Below are 20,525 nucleotides of genomic sequence, written 5' to 3'. Positions count from 1 at the left end.
GCGCTCAGGCCGGAAGCGAAAGGTCGGGCAATGCGGAAGTGGGCTGCAGCACGAGGCCGAACTGGCGCGCCAGCTGGTCGAGCAGCACCGCCTTGACGGCGTCCATCCCGGAGGGGCCGCCCAAGTCTAGCACCGAGGTCACCTGCAGACCCTGGTAGCCACACGGGTTGATGCGGTGGAACGGTTCCAGGTCCATCGCCACGTTGAACGACAACCCGTGGAAGGTGCAGCCACGCCGCACGCGAATCCCGAGCGCGGCGATCTTGGCCCCGCCCACGTACACACCAGGAGCACCGTCGCGGCGCTCGGCCACGATGTTCCACTCATCCAGCGTATCGATCAGCGCCTGCTCGATCTTGCACACGTAATCGCGCACACCGATCTTCAGCCGGCGCAGATCCAGCAACGGGTAAACGACCAATTGGCCCGGGCCGTGATAGGTGACCTGCCCGCCGCGATCGACCTGCAGCACCGGAATCTCGCCCGGGGCCAGCACATGCTCGGGTTTGCCGGCCTGGCCCAACGTAAACACCGGCGCATGCTCGACCACCCAGACCTCATCGGCCGTGTGTTCGCCACGCGCATCGGTGAAACGCTGCATTGCACGCCACACAGGCGCGTAATTCTGCTGGCCGAGGTCGCGTAATTGCGCAGGCAGGCCAGCCGTAGAGCTGCTCACGGGCTCGGCCGCTACAGCGTCCACTTCACTTCCGGATGATCGCGCAGCGCCTGATGTGCGGCCTCGAACTGCTCGCGGCTTTCGGCACGGAAGCCAATCTTGACCGAGACATACTTTCCGCTGGAAGAATGCTTCCAGCTCACGCTCTCCTGCAGCAGCTCCACGCCGGTGGCAGCAAGCAGGCGCGGAAGCTCGGTTTCCAGTCCGCGCTCGGCCGTGCCCATGGCGCTGAGCTCGAAGGTGCCGGGAAACTGAAAACCGTGATCGGGGTTGTCGGTGCTGATATCCATCCGCCCATTATCGGGCCGACGATGGGCAAACCCAAGCCCGCCCCGCGCGGAATGGGACAGCGGAGCCGCGCGGCCCCGCTGCGTTACGCCAGCGCCGTCACGCCTGGCGCCGATTGCATCCGCGGCTTACTTGGACAGTTCCAACATGGCCGAGGAGACCCAGCCACGGTTGCCCATCTCGTCCTCGACTTCCCACATGACGCCTTCCTTGGTCCCGGTGGGGTAGAGCATCATGCCTGGCTCCAGCGTGCGCACGGCCGCACCCGTGCCCTTGGCATTGGCCAGCAGACGCCCTGCACGCGTGACCGTGACCGCCTGCTGCGTGTTCGATGCCGCCGCATTGCCGGACAGCCCGCCGAGCTGGCTGACGATGTCGGTGTAGGCCTGCAGATATGCCAGCGTGATCACCTGGCCGATCTCGGTATTGGCGTAACCGCCCGCACCGGCCGCGCCGTAGTCGCCGCCGCTGAAGACGTTGCCACGCGCGCCCCAGCCCAAATCGGTCTTCTTGGCGTTACCTTCAGCCATGGCGACCTGTTCGGAAGAACGCACATCGGTGATGGTCAGCACCACGTCAGCGGTCTTCTTGCTGAGGTTCAGGCCTCCGACCAGGTTGCCGGCATTGCCGCCCACCAGGCCGCCCAACATGCCGGCAATGGCGCTGCCGCCGGCATTGTGGTTCTGCGAAATGAGGTCCGGCGTCATCACATAATCGGCCGCGCGGATCTGGCCCTTGCCCATGTTGGACCGGGCACGCAGATCGCCATTGGCCGCCATATCGCGCTCGCGCTGCGAGGCCGCCATGCCGGCGCCGCGATCCACCAGGGTGAAGCAGCGTGACTTGTTGACGAACACCTTGATCAACTTGGAAGGCGCCGGCAGCTGCTGGCCCGACCACCAGTTGACCGCGTCTTCCGGCTCGATGACCGACAGGCTACCCAGCGACTTGGTGCAGGTCGGGATCTGCGCCACACCCTCCTTGCGCTGATCTTGCGCGGAGCCCTTGAAGGCGTCCTTGAACCCGGCCGACGCCGGCGCGCTAACGCTGGCCAATGCAATACCCAGCACGCTGGACAGCAGCGCTGCGCCCACAGAAATCGTCTTGCTCATGTTACTCCCCTAAACACCTGCGCTGCCGTTGGCAAACGCGATCCGTTGGTAATGAATTGGCCTGCAAAGGCCGCCGTTCCTTGGGGCTGGTTCCCCGCGGCGGATCATATGCTATCGGCGCCAGCTTTTCATGGCAGCAGCGCTTGCCTGCTGCCTAGGGCTGTCACTGCCACACAGACATCGCACACGGCTGTGTTCGACGGCTGCTACAGCTCGCTTTAGCCGCGGCAAATGACGCGCGCGTTCACACGGCGCAACAGAAGACGCAGGCATTTTTCCGATTCCAGCTCTCCTCCCCAGGTCCTCCATGCTCCGACCGCACGCGTTGTCTGCTGCCTTGCTGCTTTCTCTTTCCGGGCTGTCGTTGCCGGCCCTGGCGGCGGATCAGTGCGATTCCAGCCGTCTTGGGCGCACGCCGCCTGCGGTGAACTTCCGTGTCGATAACGACTTGTTCGGCGGCGAGGATCAGGACCAGGGGTATTCCAACGGCGCGGTACTGACATTGGTGTCGCCGAACCTGGTCGATTACACCGACGATCCGTGCCTGCCGCGGACTGCGCGGTGGGTCAACAGCTATCTGGAGCGGCTGCACCCGGGCGAATTCGACCAGCAGAACATGGTGTTCTCCATCGGCCAGGCGATCTTCACCCCGACCGATTACACCCGCCGCGACGTCATCCCGGACGACCGCCCCTATGCCGGCATCCTGCTGGCGAGCTTCGGCTACAACGCGCGTAACGATGCGCACCTGCGCACCACGCAGTTGCAGGTCGGCGTTGTCGGCCCGTGGGCGCTTGCGAAGGAAGCGCAGGATGCGATCCACGATGCGCTCGGGGACGAGAAATTCCAGGGCTGGGACAACCAGCTGCACAACGAACCGCTGATCAACCTGGTGCACGAGCGCATGCATCGCTGGCCGGCCGATGCCAGCGGCAATGCCGGTGGGTTCGGCTGGGATTTCATTTCGCATTGGGGCGGCGCGGTCGGCAACATGGCCACGCACTTGAATGCAGGCGGCGAGGCGCGCTTCGGCTGGAAGCTGCCGGACGACTTCGGCAGCACCCCGACTCGCCCCGCGGGCGAAAACACCGCCCCCAGCCGGCTCGGGCGCGCCAGCGGCTGGTCCGGCCACCTGTTCGTCACCACCGACGCGCGCTGGGTGATCCGCGACATCACCCTGGACGGCAACACCTTCCGCAACAGCCACAGCGTGGACAAGCGCCCGTTCGTCGGCGATGTGGGCTACGGCCTGGCAGTGATGTACGGCCGCTGGAAATTCGCCCTCGCCCGCTACCACCGTACCCGCGAATTCGACACCCAGCGCGAAACGCCGGTGTATGGCAGTTTTACGATTAGCCGGATGCTTTGACGGCTGGGATTCGGGATTGGGGATTGGGGATTGGGGATTCGCAAGAGCGGGCCAGCGGGATTTGGAAGAGCAGCGCGGGGCTTCGCCGCTGCCCTCGCTTTTTCGAATCCCCAATCCCCAATCCCGCAAACAAAAAAGCCGGCAAACGCCGGCTTTTTTGTTTGGATCACTCCGATTCCCACCACATCCAGAACGCATCCCAGAGGCGCTTGAAGAATCCGCCCTCTTCGACGGCGTTGATGGCGACCAGCGGGGCCTGGGCGATGACCTTGCCGTCCAGGCTGACCTTCACGGTGCCAACCTGCTGCCCCTGCTTGATCGGTGCCTGCAGGTTCTTGGGCACTTCCATGCTGGGCTTGAGGTCGTTGTAGCGGCCACGCTGCAGGCTGACCAGCAACGGCTGTGCCACGCCGAGCTGCACTTCATCCTGCTGACCCTTCCAGACCTTCTGCTTGGTGACGACCTTGCCGGGCGCATACAGGCTGTGGGTTTCGAAGAAGCGGAAGCCCCAGTTGAGCAGCGCCAGGCTATCGGTGGCGCGCTGTTCTTCGGAGCTGTCGCCCATCACCACCGCGATCAGGCGCTGATCGCCGCGCTTGGCCGAGCTCAGCAGGCAGTAGCCGGCTTCGGAGGTGTGGCCGGTCTTGATGCCGTCCACCGCCGGGTCGCGCCACAGCAGCCGGTTACGGTTGCTCTGCTTGATGGTGCCGACCTGGAATTCCTTGATCTTGTTGTAGGCGTAGGTCTCCGGGTAATCGCGCACCATCGCGCGGCCCAGCAGGGCCAGGTCGTAGGCGGTGGAGTGATGCCCTTCGGCGCTCAGCCCGTGCGCGTTGACGAAGTACGAATCCTTCATGCCGATCTTGGCGGCGTAGCTGTTCATCAGCGAGGCGAAGGCTTCTTCGCTGCCGGCCACGTGCTCGGCCAGCGCGATGGCGGCATCGTTGCCGGACTGGATCGCCATGCCCTTTTCCATGTCTTCCAGACGCGCCGTCTGGTTGACCGGGAAGCCGCTGTAGCTGCCGTCGGTGCCCGCGCCGCCTTCGCGCCAGGCGCGTTCGCTCATCATGACCTGGTCGTCGCGCTTGACCTTGCCGTTCTTGATCTCGGCGGCGACCACGTAGGAGGTCATCACCTTGGTGATGCTGGCCGGCGCCAGCTGCTGGTGGATGTTTTCACCGGCCAGCACCTGCCCGGTGGCGTAGTCCATCAGGATCCAGGACTTGGACACGGCCGGTGCGGGCGCCGGCGGCACCGGCAAGGCGGCCGGGGCGGCAGCCACGGCAGGAGTCGGCTGCGGCGCAGGTGTCTGGGCGCAGACCAGGCCGAAGGCGAACGTGGCCACGGCAGCGGCGGCGAAGCGGAATTTCATTGAAGAACGACTCCTGACGGGCCCGAAAGCCGGGCAATGCGAAATTGTAAGGCGCCGCGGCGATCAGGGCGACGCGTTGCGCGATGCGTGCGCTTGCGCAGTTCAGCGATGGCAGCCAGGCGCACGGACGCTTGCGGTGCCCGAGGCGAACTGCCGAATGCGGCGACACGCGCACGTGCGGCATTGCTTGCAGCGCATTCGACGGGCGACGCCGGTGCGCAGGCGTGAGCTGGAGGCAGACGATGCGAGGCTCCGACGTGCGCGACGTGCATATCGAAGCCGACCTTGTTCGCATCCCTTGCAGATGCGCAATGCAGATGCACAATGTTTACCCGCTGACCGGGTGGGCTCAGCCGTTCCCGATAACGCCACTGCAGCCAGCGCGCAAGCGACGGATGCGCTCACGCTCGATCGGCGTCGCAGTGGCCCACCCAGCCGCGTTAATTGGCCACGATCTGCGGGCGACCGAACCCGAGGCCGGCAATGCGCTGGGCAATCTCCGACGCATTTGCATGGTCGCGTGCATTCACGCGTAGCCGCCACAGCGTGCGCCCGCCACTGACGATGTCGCTGACGCTGGCGCCGGCAATCCCCGCCGAAGCCAGTTGCGACAGTGCGCGATTGGCGTTTTCGCGGCTGGCGAAACTGGCGACCTGCAGCAGGATGTCGCCGAGCGCAGCTTCGGCCACGCTGGGCGCCTTGGCGGGCGCTGGGTCGGCCTTGAGCGGGCGCGAGGCAGTGCTTTCGGACGGCTTGACCGCCGCAACCGCCACTGGCGGCGCCGCGGCGGGCACGGCGGCGGACGCTGACGGGGCCGGTCGCGGGGCCGCAGCAGCCGGCTTGCCGGTGGCCACACGCACGCCCTGCGCCTTCATCCAGGCATCGAAGTTGTCGGCATTGCCGGGTTGGCGCGAATCGGCGACGCGGTAGCGCCAACGCTCGCCGGCCGCAGTGACCGGTGCACCGGCAGTGGGTGCAGCGGCAGTTGTGGCAACCGCGGTGGCGGTACCGGTGGCGACCGCACGCGGCGGCACGGTGCGGGTGGGCAAGCGCTGCACCAGGCCATCGATCTGGCTGGCGCCGGCAGCCGGCCGCGCCGCGGCAACGGCGGTATTCACCGGTGTCTGGCCACTGCGGCGCTTGGCGAGCAGATTGCCGTTGTCGGCTTCGGTCAGGCCGCGGACTTCGACATTGCCGGTGCCCTTGCCGGTGATGCCCAACTTCACCGCCGCGGCGTAGCTCAGATCGATCACCCGGCCGTCGTGGAAGGGGCCGCGGTCGTTGACGCGCACCACCACCGACTGGCCGGTGTCGGTGTTGGTCACCAGCGCAAAGCTGGGCAGCGGCAAGGTCTTGTGCGCGGCGGTGAAGGCGTACATGTCGTACACCTCCTTGTTGGAGGTCAGCCGGCCATGGAACTTGTTGCCGTAGTACGAGGCGGTGCCGCGTTCGACATAGTCGCCGGGGTTGTCCATCACTACATAGCGCTTGCCCAGCACTTCGTACGGCGAACGATTGCCCACCGCCGAGCGCGGCTCGTTGGTCACCAGCGGCTCGGGGATGCAGGCCACATTGGGCACATGATCGGGCGTGGAGTCTTTCACGCCGGGCTTGTACAAGCCGCCGGCGGTGTAGTCGCCGCGCGTGGACGGATCTTCCTTGGCGGGCGCATACGGCGAGGTGGACGGGCAACCGGTGGCGACATACGCCGGGCCCTTGCCTTCGACCTTCACACCCTTGATCGCGCCGCTGCCGGTGCCGCCGGCGGTCTTCTTCGGTGCGCTGCTACAGGCCGCCAGGCCGAGCATCAGCGCCATCGGGATCAGCCACTTGGGGCCTGCAATGTTGTTCATGCCGGGGGTAACTCCTTGCCGGCGATGGCCTCGGACAGCTGGAACACGGCCATCGCATACATCTTGGAAATGTTGTAGCGGGTGATCGCGTAAAAGTTCTGGAAGCCCAGCCAGTACTGCTTGCCGTTGGCGTCGTCCAGGCTGATCGGGGTGGCGGTGCTGCCGGCCACCACCGGTGCGCTCGGGTGATAGCCGCGCGCCGACAGGTCGGACAGCGTGTACACCGGCGACCAGTCGGTGGGATTGAATTCTTCGTGCCCGGCGGCCAGCGTGGCCGGTACCGCGACCTGCCAGCCACGCACCCAGCCGCCCTTCTTGACGAAGTAATTGGCGATCGAGGCGAATACGTCGTTGTAGTCGGTGAACAGATTACGCTTGCCGTCGGCATCGCCATCCACGCCGAACTGGCGATAGCTGGACGGCATGAACTGGCCCATGCCCATTGCGCCGGCATAGCTGCCGATCAGGGTGCTGACGTCGAGTTGCTCTTCCTTGCCGAGCGCGAACAACTGGGCGAGTTCGTCGCGGAAAAACAGTTCGCGGCGCACTTCGCGTTCGAGCTTGGCCGGGTCGCCGCTGCGCGGATAGCGGAACGCCAGCGTGTACAGCGCGTCCAGCACGCGGTATTTGCCGGCGTTGCTGCCGTAGCTGGTTTCCACCCCGATGATGGCCACGATCACCTGCGCGGGCACACCGGTGGCGGCTTCGACCTTGCTCAGCTCGGCGCGATGTTCGGCGAGAAACTTGCGGCCGCCATCGATGCGCGCCTGGGTGATGAACATCGGCCGGTATTCGTTCCACGGCTTGACCCGTTCGGCCGGGCGCGACATCGCAGTGACAATGGCGTCCTTGAATTGCGCCTGCGCCAGCACCGCTTCGATCTGCGCGGCATCGATGCCGTACCTGGCCGAGGTGTCGCGCACGAAGTTGGCGCGGGCGATCTCGAACGGCACCGGAGTCAGGTCGACTGGCGGAAGCGCGGGCGCCTCGGCGGCGGCGCTGGCCGGCGGTGCTGATGCCGATGGCGCAAGCGGCGGCTTGGCCGGCGGCGCGCTGGCAGCCGGTGGCGGCGACGGAGGACTGGGCTGGGTCGCGCAGGCGACAAGGCCGAGGGTGAGCAGGCAGGTCAGGGTGCGTCGAATCATCGGCCGAGGGTAACAGACATCAGATGAACTTCTGGCAATAAGGCCATGAAAACGAAGAACTTTGGCCAATGTCAAGGCTCTCCGCAGCATGCCGCCTCCGCCAGAGCGAACCGGCCAGTGATCTGCGGCGGGCGCTGAAGGCGCTCCCAAGGCCTGCGGCTGGCGGAGGTCGCATTACCGCGGCCTCGCGCAAATGGATGAGGCCGCTATCGTCGCGTGGCCCTGCCGATCTGCCGGGCCAAGCCTGGCGTCTGCACCCTTCTCCGGAGCATAGGCTGCCTTCTCGCAACCGGCCTGCGCTGCTGCGCAGGAGCGCTCGTCAGCGACACGACCGGCGAAGGTCGCGCCGCACCGCTTATAGATCTGGAAACTGTGAAGCGCCCGGGCAGGTAGGCACCGCACCGTCGAGCTGGACTGCGGTGGTCACCACGTTGCTGCCGCTCGGCGTCAACGCGCTATTGCTCAGACCGATCCGCGCATTGCCGGTGGTATTGCCGAGGTTGTCGGACGCCACGTTCGCCAGCACCAGATCGAGCGGAGCGCTCGCATCGGCGCCCTGCAGGACCCATCCCTTGCCGCCGCGCCCGTCGACGCTGCGCAAGCCATCGACCACGATCCTGCGAAAGGTCGGGACGTTGCCGCCGCGGGCGCTGCCGTAGAACGGATTGATCACCAGCGGGTTGCTCACTCCGTACAGGCAGGTGTTGCGGTAGGTCACCAGGTCGACCGCCCCTGCCTTGGCCAGGCTGGTCTTGATGCGCAGGCCATTGTTGTCGGTGCTGCGATTGCCGTTGGCATCGGTGGATACGATGACGTTGTTGTCGACCAGCACGTTGCTGACACCGGACATCAATTCGCTACCGATCGAGATGCCGTGGGTGCCATAGAAGCGCGAATTCAGCACGCTGATGTTGGCCGACCTGGACGCAATGGTCTTGATCGCCACGCCATCATCGCCGCTCATCACGTCGCTGTCCTGGATGGTGGCATTGAGCACACTGTCCAGGTCCAGCGCGTCGGTATTGGGACTGGTGGCCGGCGACTTCACGCGCACGCCCCAAATGGTCAGGCCGTCGACGATATGCGCAAAGAAATGGAAGTACGGTGCATTGACCAGGTTGATGTCGTAGAGCGTGAAAGCGCTGGCGTTCTGCAACTTGACCAGGTCCGGGCTGTTCTGCACCTGGCCTGCGCCTTTGGCGGCCTCGCCGAACTCCCACCAGGTGGTGGTCTTGCCCAGCATGGGCAGATCGCCGCGGCCATCGATGGTGCCCTGGTGGCCATTGCGGCGCACCCCCATCACGCCGGATCGAGCGCCCTTGATGGCGATCAACGGCTGGCAGCCTCCGCTTCTGGCGCCTGCCGTGCCGCAACCGTTGCCGTAGTCGGCCGGGTTGCGCGAGCCGTACACGGTGACGCCTTGATCGACGACCAGTGTCACGCCAGCGGGGATCGACAACGGGCCAGTCAGGAAGGCGTCGCCGCTGCCGGTGGTCAACAGCACGCTACCGTGCTTGCTGGCGCAATCGGTCAGCGCGGCCTGGATGGCCTGGGTATCGGGCGGCGCGCTTTCCAATGCCGGGTCGAATTGGCGATCGCTGGCGGTCCGGCCGGCACGCAGCAGCTTGCAGGTGGCCGGAACGACCGGCTCGGACAGCGGACGGGAATCGCCAGTGGCGAAATCGATGGCGGCGGCATGACCGGCCAGCGCCAGACAGGCACCGCCGATGGCAGTGGCGAGCAGTTTCATCGGGGAGATCACTCGAATGCGAAGGAATGTGTCGCCTGCACGTCGCGATCGACGCAGTGGCGCCAGCGTGCGGACTCTACAAGCGCCCGGCGCAGCTGGCGGCAGCGATTGCGAATCGGCCACCGTGGCACCGAACCAGTCGCCCAGGGAGCCGGTTTTTACAGGCTCCCGCAAAACTCCAGACGCCGACGCGACTTCAAGGTCGCCGGATCAAGAGCCCTCAGCAGAGTGGCGATCCTCCGTCTGAGCGCCGACTGCCATCGCCGTCGATGCCGACTGAAGCAGCCATGGCGATGCACTGCATCTGCCCGGCGGCGAGCGGCCGACGATCATCTGCGCTGGTGCTGCACAGGACTGCGCTCTTAGGTGCCTTGCACGCGCGATGGCATGGGTCTCGTTGAGCCTTCATTCCAGTCACCACACGCGGCCGGCTTGACCAGTTTATCCAAAGGTGCCAGTGAATTTAATTCACATAGTTTTCAGTGGCAAATAATACCCCGGCCCACCACTCCATTTAATCGAATTATATTAGATAAAAATCCCAGTCATATACATCCATATCCGACCCACACACTTTCGTGACTTTCTCCGCAATTCCATATTATCCATTAACTTCACCATAGACAAAATGCGCGACGCTCAGGCAACAATTAAATGCGCCACTCGCAATACCCCCCGCAGCCTGCAACAGGCTGCCCTCCTCCAACCGAAATCAAATTTAAATGACCATGTATTCGAACGCTCGTGATTTCAGGAAAGCCGCATGCTGTGCCTTGCTCGCATTGGCAGCGGGAGTCGCCACGACGGCCAGCGCGCAGCAGGCCGTTCCCATTTTTGCGACAAATAAAAACCCCGGCGTAAAAGCAATTTTCGTACAGAACGTCAAAGTTCGCAGCGGATGGAGCTGCACCCCGGTACCTTCGAACGGCAGGACCACAACCCTTGCCTCGGTTCTTGTCGGCTCCACATTTCAAGTAGGTGGATTCAGCACGACCGACTGCAGACTCGGCACTGCGCTGCGAACCCTGAACCAGCCGACTTTCACAGTCGGCAACGTGTTTCAGGTCTTTATCGACGTTAACGGCAGCATCCGGGTTTCCCAATAAGGCTGCAACGCTCAGCCACTGACACGCGCGGCAGCCTTCCAGCCACGGGCTGCCGCGTCGCCAGCAAAGGGACAATGTTCAAGGCGCACCTGCCGTACGAGCATATTTCCGGCACGGCTCAGTAACCGTGCACCGGGCGATGCGACTTTACTGCCATGACCAGGCCCAGGCCGGCCAGCAACGACACCGCCGAGGTGCCGCCGTAACTCATCAGCGGCATCGGCACGCCCACCACCGGTAGCAGGCCGGAGATCATGCCGCCGTTGACCAGCACGTAGACGAAGAACGCCAGGCCGGTGGCGCCGGCAACCAGGCGCGAATAGGTGTCGCGCGCCTGCGAGGCGATCCACAGGCAGCGGCCGATGACGATCAGGTACAGGGTCAGCACGGTGGCGACACCGATCCAGCCGAATTCTTCGCTGAGCACGGAAAACGCAAAGTCGGTGGTCTGTTCGGGAATGAAGTTCAGGTGCGATTGCGAGCCCAGACCCCAGCCCTTGCCGTTCAACCCGCCCGAACCGATCGCGATCTTTGACTGGATGATGTTCCAACCCGCGCCAAGCGCGTCGTTTTCGGGGTTGAGGAACATCATGATGCGGTCCTTCTGGTACGGCCGCAGCAGCCAGAACCACGCCACCGGCGCAGCCGCGGACACACCGCCCACACCAACGGCCACCCACCACCACGGCAGGCCGGCCAGCAACAGCACGAACACGCCGCTGGCAGCAATCAACACGCCGGTGCCGAAGTCCGGCTGCAACATGATCAGCGCGGTGGGCACGCCGATAATCACGCCGGTCACCAGCACGGTGGCAATGCGCGGCGGCAGCGGCATGCGGTGCAGATACCAGGCCGCCATCATCGGCAGGCTGATCTTGAGCAGCTCTGCCGGCTGCAGGTAGAACACTTTCAGGTCCAGCCACTGCCGGCCGTACTTACCGGTGCCCAGCGCGAAGACCGCCAGCAGCGGCAGCATCGACAAGCCGTACACCCACGGTGTCCAGGCGCGCAGGCGCAGTACCGACATGCGTGAAATGCCCCACATCGCTGCTGCCCCGATAATGAAGCGGATGCCCTGCGCCAGCATCAGGTGCTCGCCATTGGCAGTGCCGCCGGCGCTCTTGAGCACCGACAGGCCGATGGCCATCAGGCCGCCCAGCGCCAGGCACAGCACCCAGTCCAGGCTGCGCGTAAAGCGCGCAGCCATGTCCACCAACCAGCGCAGGATGTCGCTCAATGGTCGGTCTCCTGCACCGCGTCCGGCACATCCGGCACCAACGGTTGCGCGGGAGTGTTGGGGTCCAGCGCAACGGCGCTCTGGCCGATCACCACTGGCAGCTCGTCCAGCGTGGCAGCGGCGGCGTCGCCGGCGGCGCGCGCGTCGGTGACGCCGGCTTCGAACTGATTGACGCCCACGGCGGTCATGCCCAGCTCGCTGTCCAGCGGCTCCAGACCGGCGGGCATCTTGCCCAGCAGCCAGGCATCGAAGATCTTGCGTGCGATCGGCGCCGCCGAACTGGTGCCGAAACCGCCGCCTTCCACCGCCACCGCCACCGCGATGACCGGGTTGTCGGCCGGCGCGAAGCCGACGAACAGGCCGCGGTGACGCAGGTGCAACGGCAGGCTGCGCGGGTCCACTGCCGCCACGCCCTTGCGGCTGACCACCTGCGCGGTGCCGGTCTTGCCCGCCATCTGGTACGGCGCGCCCGGGGTGATCGCATAGCCGGTGCCGCCGGGCCGCATGGTGTCCATCATGCCCTCGCGCACCACCTGCAGATGCGCCGGGTTCTGGCTGAGCGGCTTGCCGGGCGGCTGGATCATCGGCTCCCAGGGATGATCGAAACCGGTGCGTTCTTCCAGCACCAGGTGCGGGCGCAGCAGCAGGCCACTGGCGATCGCCGAGACGCCGCGCACCAGCTGCAGCGGCGTGACCTTCCAGTCGCCCTGGCCGATGGCGATGTTGACCGTGTCGCCGGGATACCAGCGCTCCTTGCGCGTCTTGTACTTGTAGGCCGGCGACGGCAGGATGCCGCCGATTTCGCCCAGCAGGTCCACCCCGGTAGGCTGGCCGAAGCCGTACTCGGACATATAGTGGTCGAAGCGCTCGATGCCCATATCCACCGCCAGGCGGTAGTAGTAGGTATTGACCGACTGGGCGATCGACTTGCGCAGGTCGGTCCAGCCATGCCCGCCGCGGTGCGAATCGCCCCAACCGCGGCTGACGCCGGGCAGGTAGAACATGCCGGTGGACAGCACCCGGTCTTCCGGCCGGCGCAGGCCGCTGTCCAGGCCGGCCAACGCGATCAGCGGCTTGAGCGTGGAGCCCGGCGCCACGCCGCCCAGCACCAGCCGGTTGAACTGCGGCCGGGACGGGTTGTCGTTGAGCATCTTGAAATCGGTATGCGAGATGCCGTTGACGAACAGGTTGGGGTCGTAGCTGGGCAGGCTGACCATGCCCAGGATCTCGCCGGTGCGCGGGTCCATCGCAATGGCCGCCCCTTCGTGCTCGCCGAAGGCGGCCACCATCGCGCGCTGCAGGTCGGCGTCTACCGACAGGCGCAGATCCGCACCCGACTGCGGGGCGACCCGGCCGACGGTGCGGATGGCCCGCCCCTGCACATTGGTTTCGACCTGCTCGTAACCGACCTGCCCGCGCAGATCCTGCTCGTAGTAGCGCTCCAGCCCGGATTTGCCCATATGGGTGAGCGCAGCATTGCCCTCGCCCAGCACTGCCAGGTCTTTTTCGTCGATCCGGCCCACATAACCGATGATGTGCGCGAACAACGGGCCGTAGGGATAACGCCGGGTCAGATACGGCTCCAGCTCCACGCCGGGGAAGCGCCAGCGCTCCACCGCGAACCGTGCCATCTCTTCATCGCTCATGCGCAGCTTGAGCGTCACCGGCAGGAAGCTGCGGCGTGCGCGGCGCTCGCGGTTGAAGCGCTCCAGATCCTCCGGCGCGATCGGGATCACCTTGCCCAACGCGTCCAGCATGGCGTTCATGTCGGCGACCTTGTCGGGGGTCACGTCCAGACGGAAGGCCGGCACGTTTTCGGCCAGCAGCCGGCCGGTGCGGTCGTAGATCATGCCGCGCCCGGGCACCACCGGTTTGGGCTTGATGCGGTTGGCCTCCGAACGGGTGGCGTAGACCTCGTGGTCGAGCACCTGCAACTTGAAATACCAGCCGCCCAGGCCGACCAGGCAGACCACCACCATCACAAAGCCCAGCACCGCGCGACGGCGGAACTGTTCGGCCTCCGCATGCGGATTCTTGGGATGACGGCGCCCGTGCATGGCTTACTTCTTGCCCCGCTTGCCCAGCCGCACCGCATCCAGCACCACGAACAGCGGCGGCCACAGCGCCATGCCCAGCAGCGGCGCCCACCAGTAGCTCCACGGCAGGGTTGGCTCGCCCACCGCCAGATGCACCGCCGAAGACACGATGCGGTCGTTGAGCAGCAGCCCGCCGATGGCCAGCGCCTGTTGCGAGACCGGGAAAAAACGCATGCGCGCGCGGAAGCGCTGCAGGATGAAGGTCATGATCACCAGCCGCAGCGCCTGTTCGCCGAGCAGCCCGCCATACAGCAGATCGGCCAGCACGCCGGCCACGAAGGCCAGGCCCAGCCCAACCCGGTCCGGCTCCTCGATCACCCAATACGCCAGCACCAGCGCCAGCCAGTACGGCCGCAGCGGCTGCACCACCATCGGCAACGGCAGCAGACCCAGGACCAGCGCAATGAAGATGCTCGCCGGCAGGATCCAGGTGTTGCGCATGCGGGTCATTGGTCCGTCTCCTGCGGAGAAGAACGGGATTGGGGATTGGGGATTGGGGATTGGTTAGAAGCGGCCGCCTGTGCTGGTGCGGCGTTGCCGTTGCCGTTGCCCCTTCCAGCGTCTCCACTCCCTGAAGCCTGTGAGCCCTGCGATGACGCTGCGCGGGAACCGCGGGTCTGGAGTTCAGGGCCGTTCGACCCAGGAGGACTGGCCGGCAGGCTGGCGTGGCCGCTGGATGCTGACGCTGATGCGCGGGCCGACTGGACACCAGGCGCGGCAGGTGTCGACACGGACTGTGTGCGCGGCGCGGGAACAGTGCCGGTGCCCGATGCCGCAGCGGCCGTCGGACGCGCGGTATCAATCATTACGTTGGAAATCCCGCCCACCGGCGTGCGTGGCGTGGCAGCCACCGGCGCGCTGGCGGCTGCCGCGCCGCCGTTGCTGTTGTCGCTGTTGCGAATCCCAACTCCCGAATCCCCAATCCCGGCCCCCGGCACCAACCGCAACGGCTTGCCGGCACGCAGCAGCAACACATCCCGGCCGCGATCGAGCTTGGCGGCCGGGGTCAGTTCGCCGACCAGGAAGGCGTGGGTATCGTCCGGATGCAGTTCGGAGACCTTGCCGACCGGGAAGCCGGCCGGGAAGCGGCCGCCCAAGCCCGAGGTGACGATTTCATCGCCCACCTGCACGCCGGCACTGAGCGGGATGTCGCGCAGTTCCAGGCGGTCGCCGCGCCCGTAGACGATCAGCCGCACGCCATTGCGCGCCACGCTGACCGGCACGGCGTGGTCGGGGTCGGTGAGCAGCAACACGGTGGAATGCAGCGGGGTGACTTCGATCACCTGTCCCATCAGGCCGCCGGCATCGATCACCGCCTGGCCCAGCACCACCCCTTCGCGGCTACCGGCGTCCAGCAGCAGGCGTTGGCGCGTCGGATCCAGATCGATGTTCAGGATCGGCGCCAGTTGCACATCCAGACCGCGGCGCTCGGCCACGTTGAGCAGTTCGCGCAGTTGCGCGTTGTCCAGGGCCGCGGTCTGCAACCGGGTCAGGCGCGCATTGGCGACCAATAGCTGATTGCGCAGATCCCGGGTCTCTTCCACCAGTTGCGCATGCGTTGCGGCGTTGTCGCGCACCTGCGAGCCGATGCGCCCCGGCAGCCCGGCCACCGCCCAGATCGGCTGGATCAGCAGATTGGCCTGCATGCGCACCTGGCTCAGCCAGCCACCGCGGCTATCGAGCGCGATCAGCACCACCGCCAGCACCAGATAGACCAGCAGCCGCAGCGTGGAGGTGACTTCGCCCGGACGGGAGGCGACGGGAGGACCGGCGTAGGAGGGCACGTTAAGGCCGGGATTCGGGATTAGGTATTGGGGATTCGAGGAGCAGTTGGCGGCCCCCGGTACGACTAAGCGTTAGACAAACAGGGCTACACCGCAATCGGTCAAGGCCGAAGGCCGGGACACGCTTTGCGAATCCCGAATGCCGACTCCCTAATCCCGAGCGCTTCACTCCGGCGCGAAGAACTCGTTGCCGTGCATGTCCACCAGCTCCAGCGCACGGCCGCCGCCGCGGGCCACGCAGGTGAGCGGATCGTCGGCCACCTGCACGTGCAGGCCGGTTTCTTCGGAGATCAGGCGGTCCAGGTCGCGCAGCAGCGCGCCGCCACCGGTAAGGACGATACCGCGCTCGGCCACGTCGGCACACAGTTCCGGCGGGGTCTGCTCCAGCGCCAGCTTCACCGCCGAGACGATGCCCGACAGCGGCTCATGCAGCGCTTCGAGCACTTCGTTGGAGTTGATCTTGATCATCTTCGGCACGCCCTCGGCGAGGTTGCGGCCGGAGATTTCCATCTCCTGCACCTCGTCCTGCGGGTAGGCGCAGCCGATCTGCAGCTTGATGCGCTCGGCGGTGGCTTCACCGATCAGCATGCCGTGGTTACGGCGCACGTAATTGGTGATCGACTCATCGAAACGGTCGCCGCCCACACGTACCGATTGCGAGTACACGATGCCGTTGAGCGAGATCACCGCCACTTCGGTGGTGCCGCCGCCGATGTCGATGACCATCGAGCCGCGCGCCTCGGTCACCGGCATGCCGGCGCCGATCGCTGCGGCCATCGGCTCTTCGATCAGATACACATCGCGCGCACCGGCCTCTTCCGCAGATTCCTTGATGGCGCGGCGCTCGACCTGCGTGGAGCCGGCCGGCACGCACACCAGTACGCGCGGGCTGGGGCGCAGGAAGCGCGATTTGTGCACCTTCTTGATGAAGTGCTTCAGCATCGCCTCGGTGTAGGTGAAGTCGGCGATGACGCCGTCCTTCATCGGGCGAATCGTGGTGATGTGGCCGGGGGTACGGCCGAGCATCTGCTTGGCCTCCGCGCCGACGGCAGCGACCGAGCGCGTGCCGCCGATTGCGCGATCCTGCCGCACCGCAACCACCGACGGCTCGTTCAGCACGATGCCCTGTCCGCGCACGTAGATCAGCGTATTGGCCGTGCCCAAATCGATGGACAGGTCGTTGGAGAACATGCCGCGGAGTTTCTTGAACATCGAGGGAGTCGTTCCTGGGTGAGTCGCATGCCCGCCGCCAGACTGGCGAAAATTTGGGCAGAAAACGAAGTCGGCTAGCCTAGCAATCCCCCCCGGGGTGAGCAAGGAAAAATCGGCGATTTCGCCCCCGTTTTCATGTGGCGGTCACGCCGGCCATGGCATGCGGTTGTGGCCCTGATCGGCCGCAGCCGTTACCCTTTGCGCCGCGGCGCACGCGCCGTCCCGCTGCCATGCCCGGCAATTGGCGGGTTTTCCCAACGCAAAGGCCCGACTCGATGTCCGCACTGATCTGTGGTTCCCTCGCCTACGACACCATCATGGTGTTTCCGGACCAGTTCAAGAACCACATCCTGCCGGACAAGGTGCATATCCTGAATGTGTCGTTCCTGGTGCCGCGCATGCGCCGCGAGTTCGGCGGCTGCGCCGGCAACATCGCCTACAACCTGCATCTGCTCGGTGGCGCGCCGATCCCGATGGGCACCGTCGGCCAGGATTTCGGCCCGTACCGCGAACACTTCGAAACGCTGGGCATCGACCTGTCGCGGGTGAAGATCATCGACGACCTGTTCACCCCGCAGGCGTTCATCACCACCGACCACGACAACAACCAGATCACCGCCTTCCATCCGGGCGCGATGATGCGCAGCTACGAAAACCACGTGAAGGATGTGCCGGGCGTGACCCTGGGCCTGGTCGGCCCGGACGGGCGCGAAGGCATGATCCAGAACGCGGAAGAGTTCGCTGCCGGCGGCATCCCTTTCATCTTCGACCCCGGCCAGGCGATGCCGCTGTTCAACGGCCCGGAGCTGCGCCAGTTCATCGAACAGGCCCAGTACGTAGTGGTCAACGACTACGAGTCGAACCTGTTGCAGGAACGCACCGGCTGGGACGAAAAAGACATCGTCTCGCGCGTGCAGGCCTACATCACCACGCAGGGCCCGAAGGGCGCGCTGGTGCATACGCCGGAAAAGACCTACGACATTCCGCCGGCGCACGAGCGCCGCGTGGTCGACCCGACCGGCTGCGGCGATGCATTCCGCGCCGGGCTGATCTACGGCATCCAGGGCGGCTACGACTGGTTGACCATCGGCCGCATGGGCAACCTGATGGGCGCGCTGAAAGTGGAACACCCGGGCACCCAGAACCAGCGCTTCGACTTCGCCGAGTTCAACGACCAGTTCAAGCAGCAGTTCGGCTACGCGTTGTAGCCGGGAGGTGGGGATTCGGGAGTCGGGAGTCATAAAAGCTGGGTCCTGGCGCCTCGAGGCCACGAGGAACCGCGCGATGGCGCGGTTTTTTCGTTTTGGCCCAGGCGAAAAGGCAGCCGCCCCCAGCCGAGCCGCTTTTGCCAATCCCGACTCCCGAATCCGCATCCCCGGCGTTTGCTGCACCGCGGTTTGAGCCTCGCCCCGGTTTATGCGTCACTGCCGCTCTGGCCCCGGGTAGGGACCGAGGAAGCGCCACGTGTCGGAAGTGACTGTCGCCAACCTCCTGCAGGCCACGGCCGGGCCCTTGTCCGATGCCCAGGCCGAATCGGCGCTGCTGGCGCGGATGCGCCGCTTCCGCCAGATCGAACCGCTGCCGCCGGCGCTGGCGCGCTCGTGGCAGCGCTGCCTGGACGAGTATGGGCTGAGTCCGGATGCCCCCCCCGTTGCCGATGGTCCACGACGGCAGCGGGCTGCGCGAGCGCCAGCAGCGGCTCGAGGAAGTGCTGCGCATCGCCAAGGTGGAGATGGAGAACCTCTACGAGCAGATCGCCGGCGGCGGCTATGCCGTGGTGTTCGCCGACGCCGAGGCGACCTTGCTGCACAGCGTGCAGGACCCGGCACTGCTGCGCGAATTCCGCCAGACCGGGTTGTTTTGCGGCGCCAGCTGGGCCGAGCGCTACCAGGGCACCAACGGTATCGGCACCTGCGCGGTGGAGCGCAGCGCGCTAGGCGTACATCGCGGCGAGCATTATCTGGCCCGGCACCTGCCGCTGTCGTGCAGCGGTGCGCCGATCCTCGACCCGCACGGGCAATTGCTGGCGGTGCTGGATGCGTCCACGCCGGACGCGCGCGACACCAAGCTGGTACAGCGCCACACCAGCGCGTTGGTGCGCATGTCGGCGGCACAGATCGCGCGTTCGTATTTCCTGGAGCAGTATCGGCACGCGTGGATCCTGCGCTTCCACAGCCGCCCGGAGTTCGCCGGCCTGTTGCACGAGGCGCTGATGGCGATCGGCGCCGACGGCTGCGTGCTGGCCGTCAACGAAGCGGCGCTGGAACAGCTCGGCAAGGGCGACCGCAGCCTGCTGGTCGGGCGCGACATCTCGCAGGTGATGCAGCTGGACTTCGACACCGTGGAGCAGCGCGCGCGCAACGCTGCCAGCACGCTCTGGTCGATCCGCTGCGCCTGCCACGGGCGCCGTTTCTTCGCCCTGGCGCAGCCGCCGCGCCGCAACGCGGTTGCTGGCGGCGCACACGCCACCCCCGCCGACGATGGCGAGGCCGCTTACGCACGCGAGCACGTCGGCTCCGATCCGCGCATGCGCCACAACCTGGACAACGCGCTGAAGCTGGTCGCGCATCGCGTGTCGATCCTGCTGTGCGGCGCCACCGGCACCGGCAAGGAGGAGTTCGCCAAGGCGGTGCACCGCGGCTCGCCATGGGCAGCGCGGCCGTTCGTGGCGGTGAACTGTGCGGCGATTCCCGAGGCGCTGATCGAGAGCGAACTGTTCGGCTACGCGCGCGGCGCGTTCACCGACGCCGCGCGCGAAGGCCGTCACGGCAAGCTGCTGCAGGCCAGCGGCGGCACCTTGTTCCTGGACGAAATCGGCGACATGCCGCTGCCGCTGCAGACGCGGCTGCTGCGCGTACTCGAAGAACAGAGCGTGACACCGCTGGGCAGCGACCGGGCAATGCCGCTGGAGTTGCACGTGATCAGCGCCAGCCACCGCGACCTGGCGCAGATGGTGGCCGCCGGCGAATTCCGCGAGGACCTGTACTACCGCCTCAACGGCGTGGTGCTGCATCTGCCGCCGCTACGCGAACGCAGCGACAAGGCCGAACTGATCCGCACCCTGTTACGCGAGGAAAACAGCGAGCGCAGCGTGCGCATCAGCGAAGATGCGCTGCACAAGCTGCTCAGCTACGCCTGGCCGGGCAACCTGCGCCAATTGCGTAATGTGCTGCGCACGGCGGCCGTGCTGTGCAGTGACGAGGTGATTCGCCTGCCGAATCTGCCGCAGGAGATCGTCGACGCGGGCAGCGCACCTTGCCTGGTCGATGCGCGCGCGGTCGCGGCCGACGATATGCCCGGCCGCGTTGCATTGGATCAGGCCGAACGGCTGGTGCTGCAGCAACAACTCGAACGCCATCGCTGGAATGTCAGCCGCACCGCCGATGCCCTGGGCATCAGCCGTAACACCCTGTATCGCAAGTTGCGCAAGCACGGGCTGGAGACCGGATGAATCGGGAATCGGGAATCGGGAATAGATAAAAGCAGCGCGCTGACGCTCTACGATTCCCGATTCCCGATTCC

General features: G+C 66.0%; 15 protein-coding genes and 1 pseudogene. 4 read left to right on the top strand and 12 right to left on the bottom strand.

Translation table 11 applies throughout. The features are described 5' to 3' along the window. Positions 1 to 4: 4 nt before the first annotated feature. The 3 genes from lipB to ACCQ15_RS03460 all read right to left on the bottom strand — a co-directional run bounded on the left by lipB (position 5) and on the right by ACCQ15_RS03460 (position 2,079). Positions 5 to 703, bottom strand: coding sequence for a lipoyl(octanoyl) transferase LipB (gene lipB, locus ACCQ15_RS03470; RefSeq protein WP_218556712.1), 699 nt, complete (start codon positions 701 to 703; stop codon positions 5 to 7). Continuing rightward, positions 691 to 969: a YbeD family protein gene (locus tag ACCQ15_RS03465; protein WP_008577897.1), complete on the bottom strand. Its 279-nt coding sequence runs from the start codon at positions 967 to 969 to the stop codon at positions 691 to 693. The genes lipB and ACCQ15_RS03465 overlap by 13 nt, the downstream gene beginning before the upstream one ends. A 126-nt stretch (positions 970 to 1,095) precedes the next feature. Continuing rightward, positions 1,096 to 2,079 carry a CsgG/HfaB family protein gene (locus tag ACCQ15_RS03460; RefSeq protein WP_014089329.1) on the bottom strand — a complete coding sequence of 328 codons (984 nt, stop codon included), beginning with the start codon at positions 2,077 to 2,079 and terminating at the stop codon, positions 1,096 to 1,098. A gap of 307 nt (positions 2,080 to 2,386) precedes the next feature. Here ACCQ15_RS03460 and ACCQ15_RS03455 point away from each other — a divergent pair, with 307 nt between their 5' ends. After that, positions 2,387 to 3,448 (top strand): lipid A deacylase LpxR family protein, encoded by a 1,062-nt coding sequence (locus tag ACCQ15_RS03455; protein WP_011346341.1) that lies wholly within the window; start codon positions 2,387 to 2,389, stop codon positions 3,446 to 3,448. A 166-nt stretch (positions 3,449 to 3,614) separates the two neighbouring features. Here the strand turns inward: ACCQ15_RS03455 and ACCQ15_RS03450 are convergent, their stop codons facing one another. From ACCQ15_RS03450 to ACCQ15_RS03435, 4 genes are all read right to left on the bottom strand, one after another. Continuing rightward, complete coding sequence (locus ACCQ15_RS03450; RefSeq protein ID WP_003482723.1) at positions 3,615 to 4,820, bottom strand: D-alanyl-D-alanine carboxypeptidase family protein; 1,206 nt, start codon at positions 4,818 to 4,820, stop codon at positions 3,615 to 3,617. Between the two features lie 440 nt (positions 4,821 to 5,260). Then, positions 5,261 to 6,673 carry a septal ring lytic transglycosylase RlpA family protein gene (locus tag ACCQ15_RS03445; protein WP_277574367.1) on the bottom strand — a complete coding sequence of 471 codons (1,413 nt, stop codon included), beginning with the start codon at positions 6,671 to 6,673 and terminating at the stop codon, positions 5,261 to 5,263. Beyond that, complete coding sequence (mltB, locus tag ACCQ15_RS03440; RefSeq protein WP_372381222.1) at positions 6,670 to 7,818, bottom strand: lytic murein transglycosylase B; 1,149 nt, start codon at positions 7,816 to 7,818, stop codon at positions 6,670 to 6,672. The genes ACCQ15_RS03445 and mltB overlap by 4 nt, the downstream gene beginning before the upstream one ends. A gap of 355 nt (positions 7,819 to 8,173) precedes the next feature. Continuing rightward, on the bottom strand, positions 8,174 to 9,568 hold the full coding sequence (locus ACCQ15_RS03435) for a glycoside hydrolase family 28 protein (protein WP_209261663.1): 1,395 nt from the start codon (positions 9,566 to 9,568) through the stop codon (positions 8,174 to 8,176). A gap of 722 nt (positions 9,569 to 10,290) precedes the next feature. Between ACCQ15_RS03435 and ACCQ15_RS03430 the strand changes: the two genes are divergently transcribed. Further along, positions 10,291 to 10,674, top strand: coding sequence for a hypothetical protein (locus ACCQ15_RS03430; RefSeq protein WP_241238106.1), 384 nt, complete (start codon positions 10,291 to 10,293; stop codon positions 10,672 to 10,674). 118 nt (positions 10,675 to 10,792) lie between these two features. On the opposite strand, the gene rodA is transcribed toward ACCQ15_RS03430, so the two are convergent. The 5 genes from rodA to ACCQ15_RS03405 form a co-directional block, all read right to left on the bottom strand. Further along, positions 10,793 to 11,911, bottom strand: coding sequence for a rod shape-determining protein RodA (gene rodA, locus ACCQ15_RS03425; protein WP_008573354.1), 1,119 nt, complete (start codon positions 11,909 to 11,911; stop codon positions 10,793 to 10,795). Continuing rightward, positions 11,908 to 13,968 carry a penicillin-binding protein 2 gene (gene mrdA, locus ACCQ15_RS03420; RefSeq protein ID WP_372381221.1) on the bottom strand — a complete coding sequence of 687 codons (2,061 nt, stop codon included), beginning with the start codon at positions 13,966 to 13,968 and terminating at the stop codon, positions 11,908 to 11,910. Before mrdA ends, rodA begins: the two co-directional genes overlap by 4 nt. Positions 13,969 to 13,971: 3 nt before the next feature. Then, on the bottom strand, positions 13,972 to 14,457 hold the full coding sequence (mreD, locus tag ACCQ15_RS03415; RefSeq protein ID WP_005911183.1) for a rod shape-determining protein MreD: 486 nt from the start codon (positions 14,455 to 14,457) through the stop codon (positions 13,972 to 13,974). Next, positions 14,454 to 15,791, bottom strand: coding sequence for a rod shape-determining protein MreC (mreC, locus tag ACCQ15_RS03410; protein ID WP_029818611.1), 1,338 nt, complete (start codon positions 15,789 to 15,791; stop codon positions 14,454 to 14,456). Before mreC ends, mreD begins: the two co-directional genes overlap by 4 nt. A 165-nt stretch (positions 15,792 to 15,956) precedes the next feature. Then, positions 15,957 to 17,003 (bottom strand): rod shape-determining protein, encoded by a 1,047-nt coding sequence (locus ACCQ15_RS03405; RefSeq protein ID WP_003482734.1) that lies wholly within the window; start codon positions 17,001 to 17,003, stop codon positions 15,957 to 15,959. Between the two features lie 275 nt (positions 17,004 to 17,278). On the opposite strand from ACCQ15_RS03405, the gene ACCQ15_RS03400 reads away from it, so the two are divergent. Further along, complete coding sequence (locus ACCQ15_RS03400) at positions 17,279 to 18,211, top strand: carbohydrate kinase family protein (RefSeq protein WP_008573357.1); 933 nt, start codon at positions 17,279 to 17,281, stop codon at positions 18,209 to 18,211. Between the two features lie 256 nt (positions 18,212 to 18,467). After that, a pseudogene (locus ACCQ15_RS03395) lies at positions 18,468 to 20,454 on the top strand (sigma-54-dependent Fis family transcriptional regulator). Positions 20,455 to 20,525: the final 71 nt, after the last annotated feature.

The organism is Xanthomonas sp. NCPPB 1754, from assembly GCF_041475725.2.
GTDB lineage: Bacteria > Pseudomonadota > Gammaproteobacteria > Xanthomonadales > Xanthomonadaceae > Xanthomonas > Xanthomonas euvesicatoria.
This window is presented reverse-complemented; position numbering and strand designations above follow the sequence as displayed.

Coding starts and splice junctions, on each gene's coding strand:
- ACCQ15_RS03465 (WP_008577897.1), bottom strand. CDS start 969: ATGGATATCAGCACCGACAACCCCGATCACGGTTTTCAGTTTCCCGGC.
- ACCQ15_RS03460 (WP_014089329.1), bottom strand. CDS start 2,079: ATGAGCAAGACGATTTCTGTGGGCGCAGCGCTGCTGTCCAGCGTGCTG.
- ACCQ15_RS03455 (WP_011346341.1), top strand. CDS start 2,387: ATGCTCCGACCGCACGCGTTGTCTGCTGCCTTGCTGCTTTCTCTTTCC.
- ACCQ15_RS03450 (WP_003482723.1), bottom strand. CDS start 4,820: ATGAAATTCCGCTTCGCCGCCGCTGCCGTGGCCACGTTCGCCTTCGGC.
- ACCQ15_RS03445 (WP_277574367.1), bottom strand. CDS start 6,673: ATGAACAACATTGCAGGCCCCAAGTGGCTGATCCCGATGGCGCTGATG.
- mltB (WP_372381222.1), bottom strand. CDS start 7,818: ATGATTCGACGCACCCTGACCTGCCTGCTCACCCTCGGCCTTGTCGCC.
- ACCQ15_RS03435 (WP_209261663.1), bottom strand. CDS start 9,568: ATGAAACTGCTCGCCACTGCCATCGGCGGTGCCTGTCTGGCGCTGGCC.
- ACCQ15_RS03430 (WP_241238106.1), top strand. CDS start 10,291: ATGACCATGTATTCGAACGCTCGTGATTTCAGGAAAGCCGCATGCTGT.
- mrdA (WP_372381221.1), bottom strand. CDS start 13,968: ATGCACGGGCGCCGTCATCCCAAGAATCCGCATGCGGAGGCCGAACAG.
- mreD (WP_005911183.1), bottom strand. CDS start 14,457: ATGACCCGCATGCGCAACACCTGGATCCTGCCGGCGAGCATCTTCATT.
- ACCQ15_RS03405 (WP_003482734.1), bottom strand. CDS start 17,003: ATGTTCAAGAAACTCCGCGGCATGTTCTCCAACGACCTGTCCATCGAT.
- ACCQ15_RS03400 (WP_008573357.1), top strand. CDS start 17,279: ATGTCCGCACTGATCTGTGGTTCCCTCGCCTACGACACCATCATGGTG.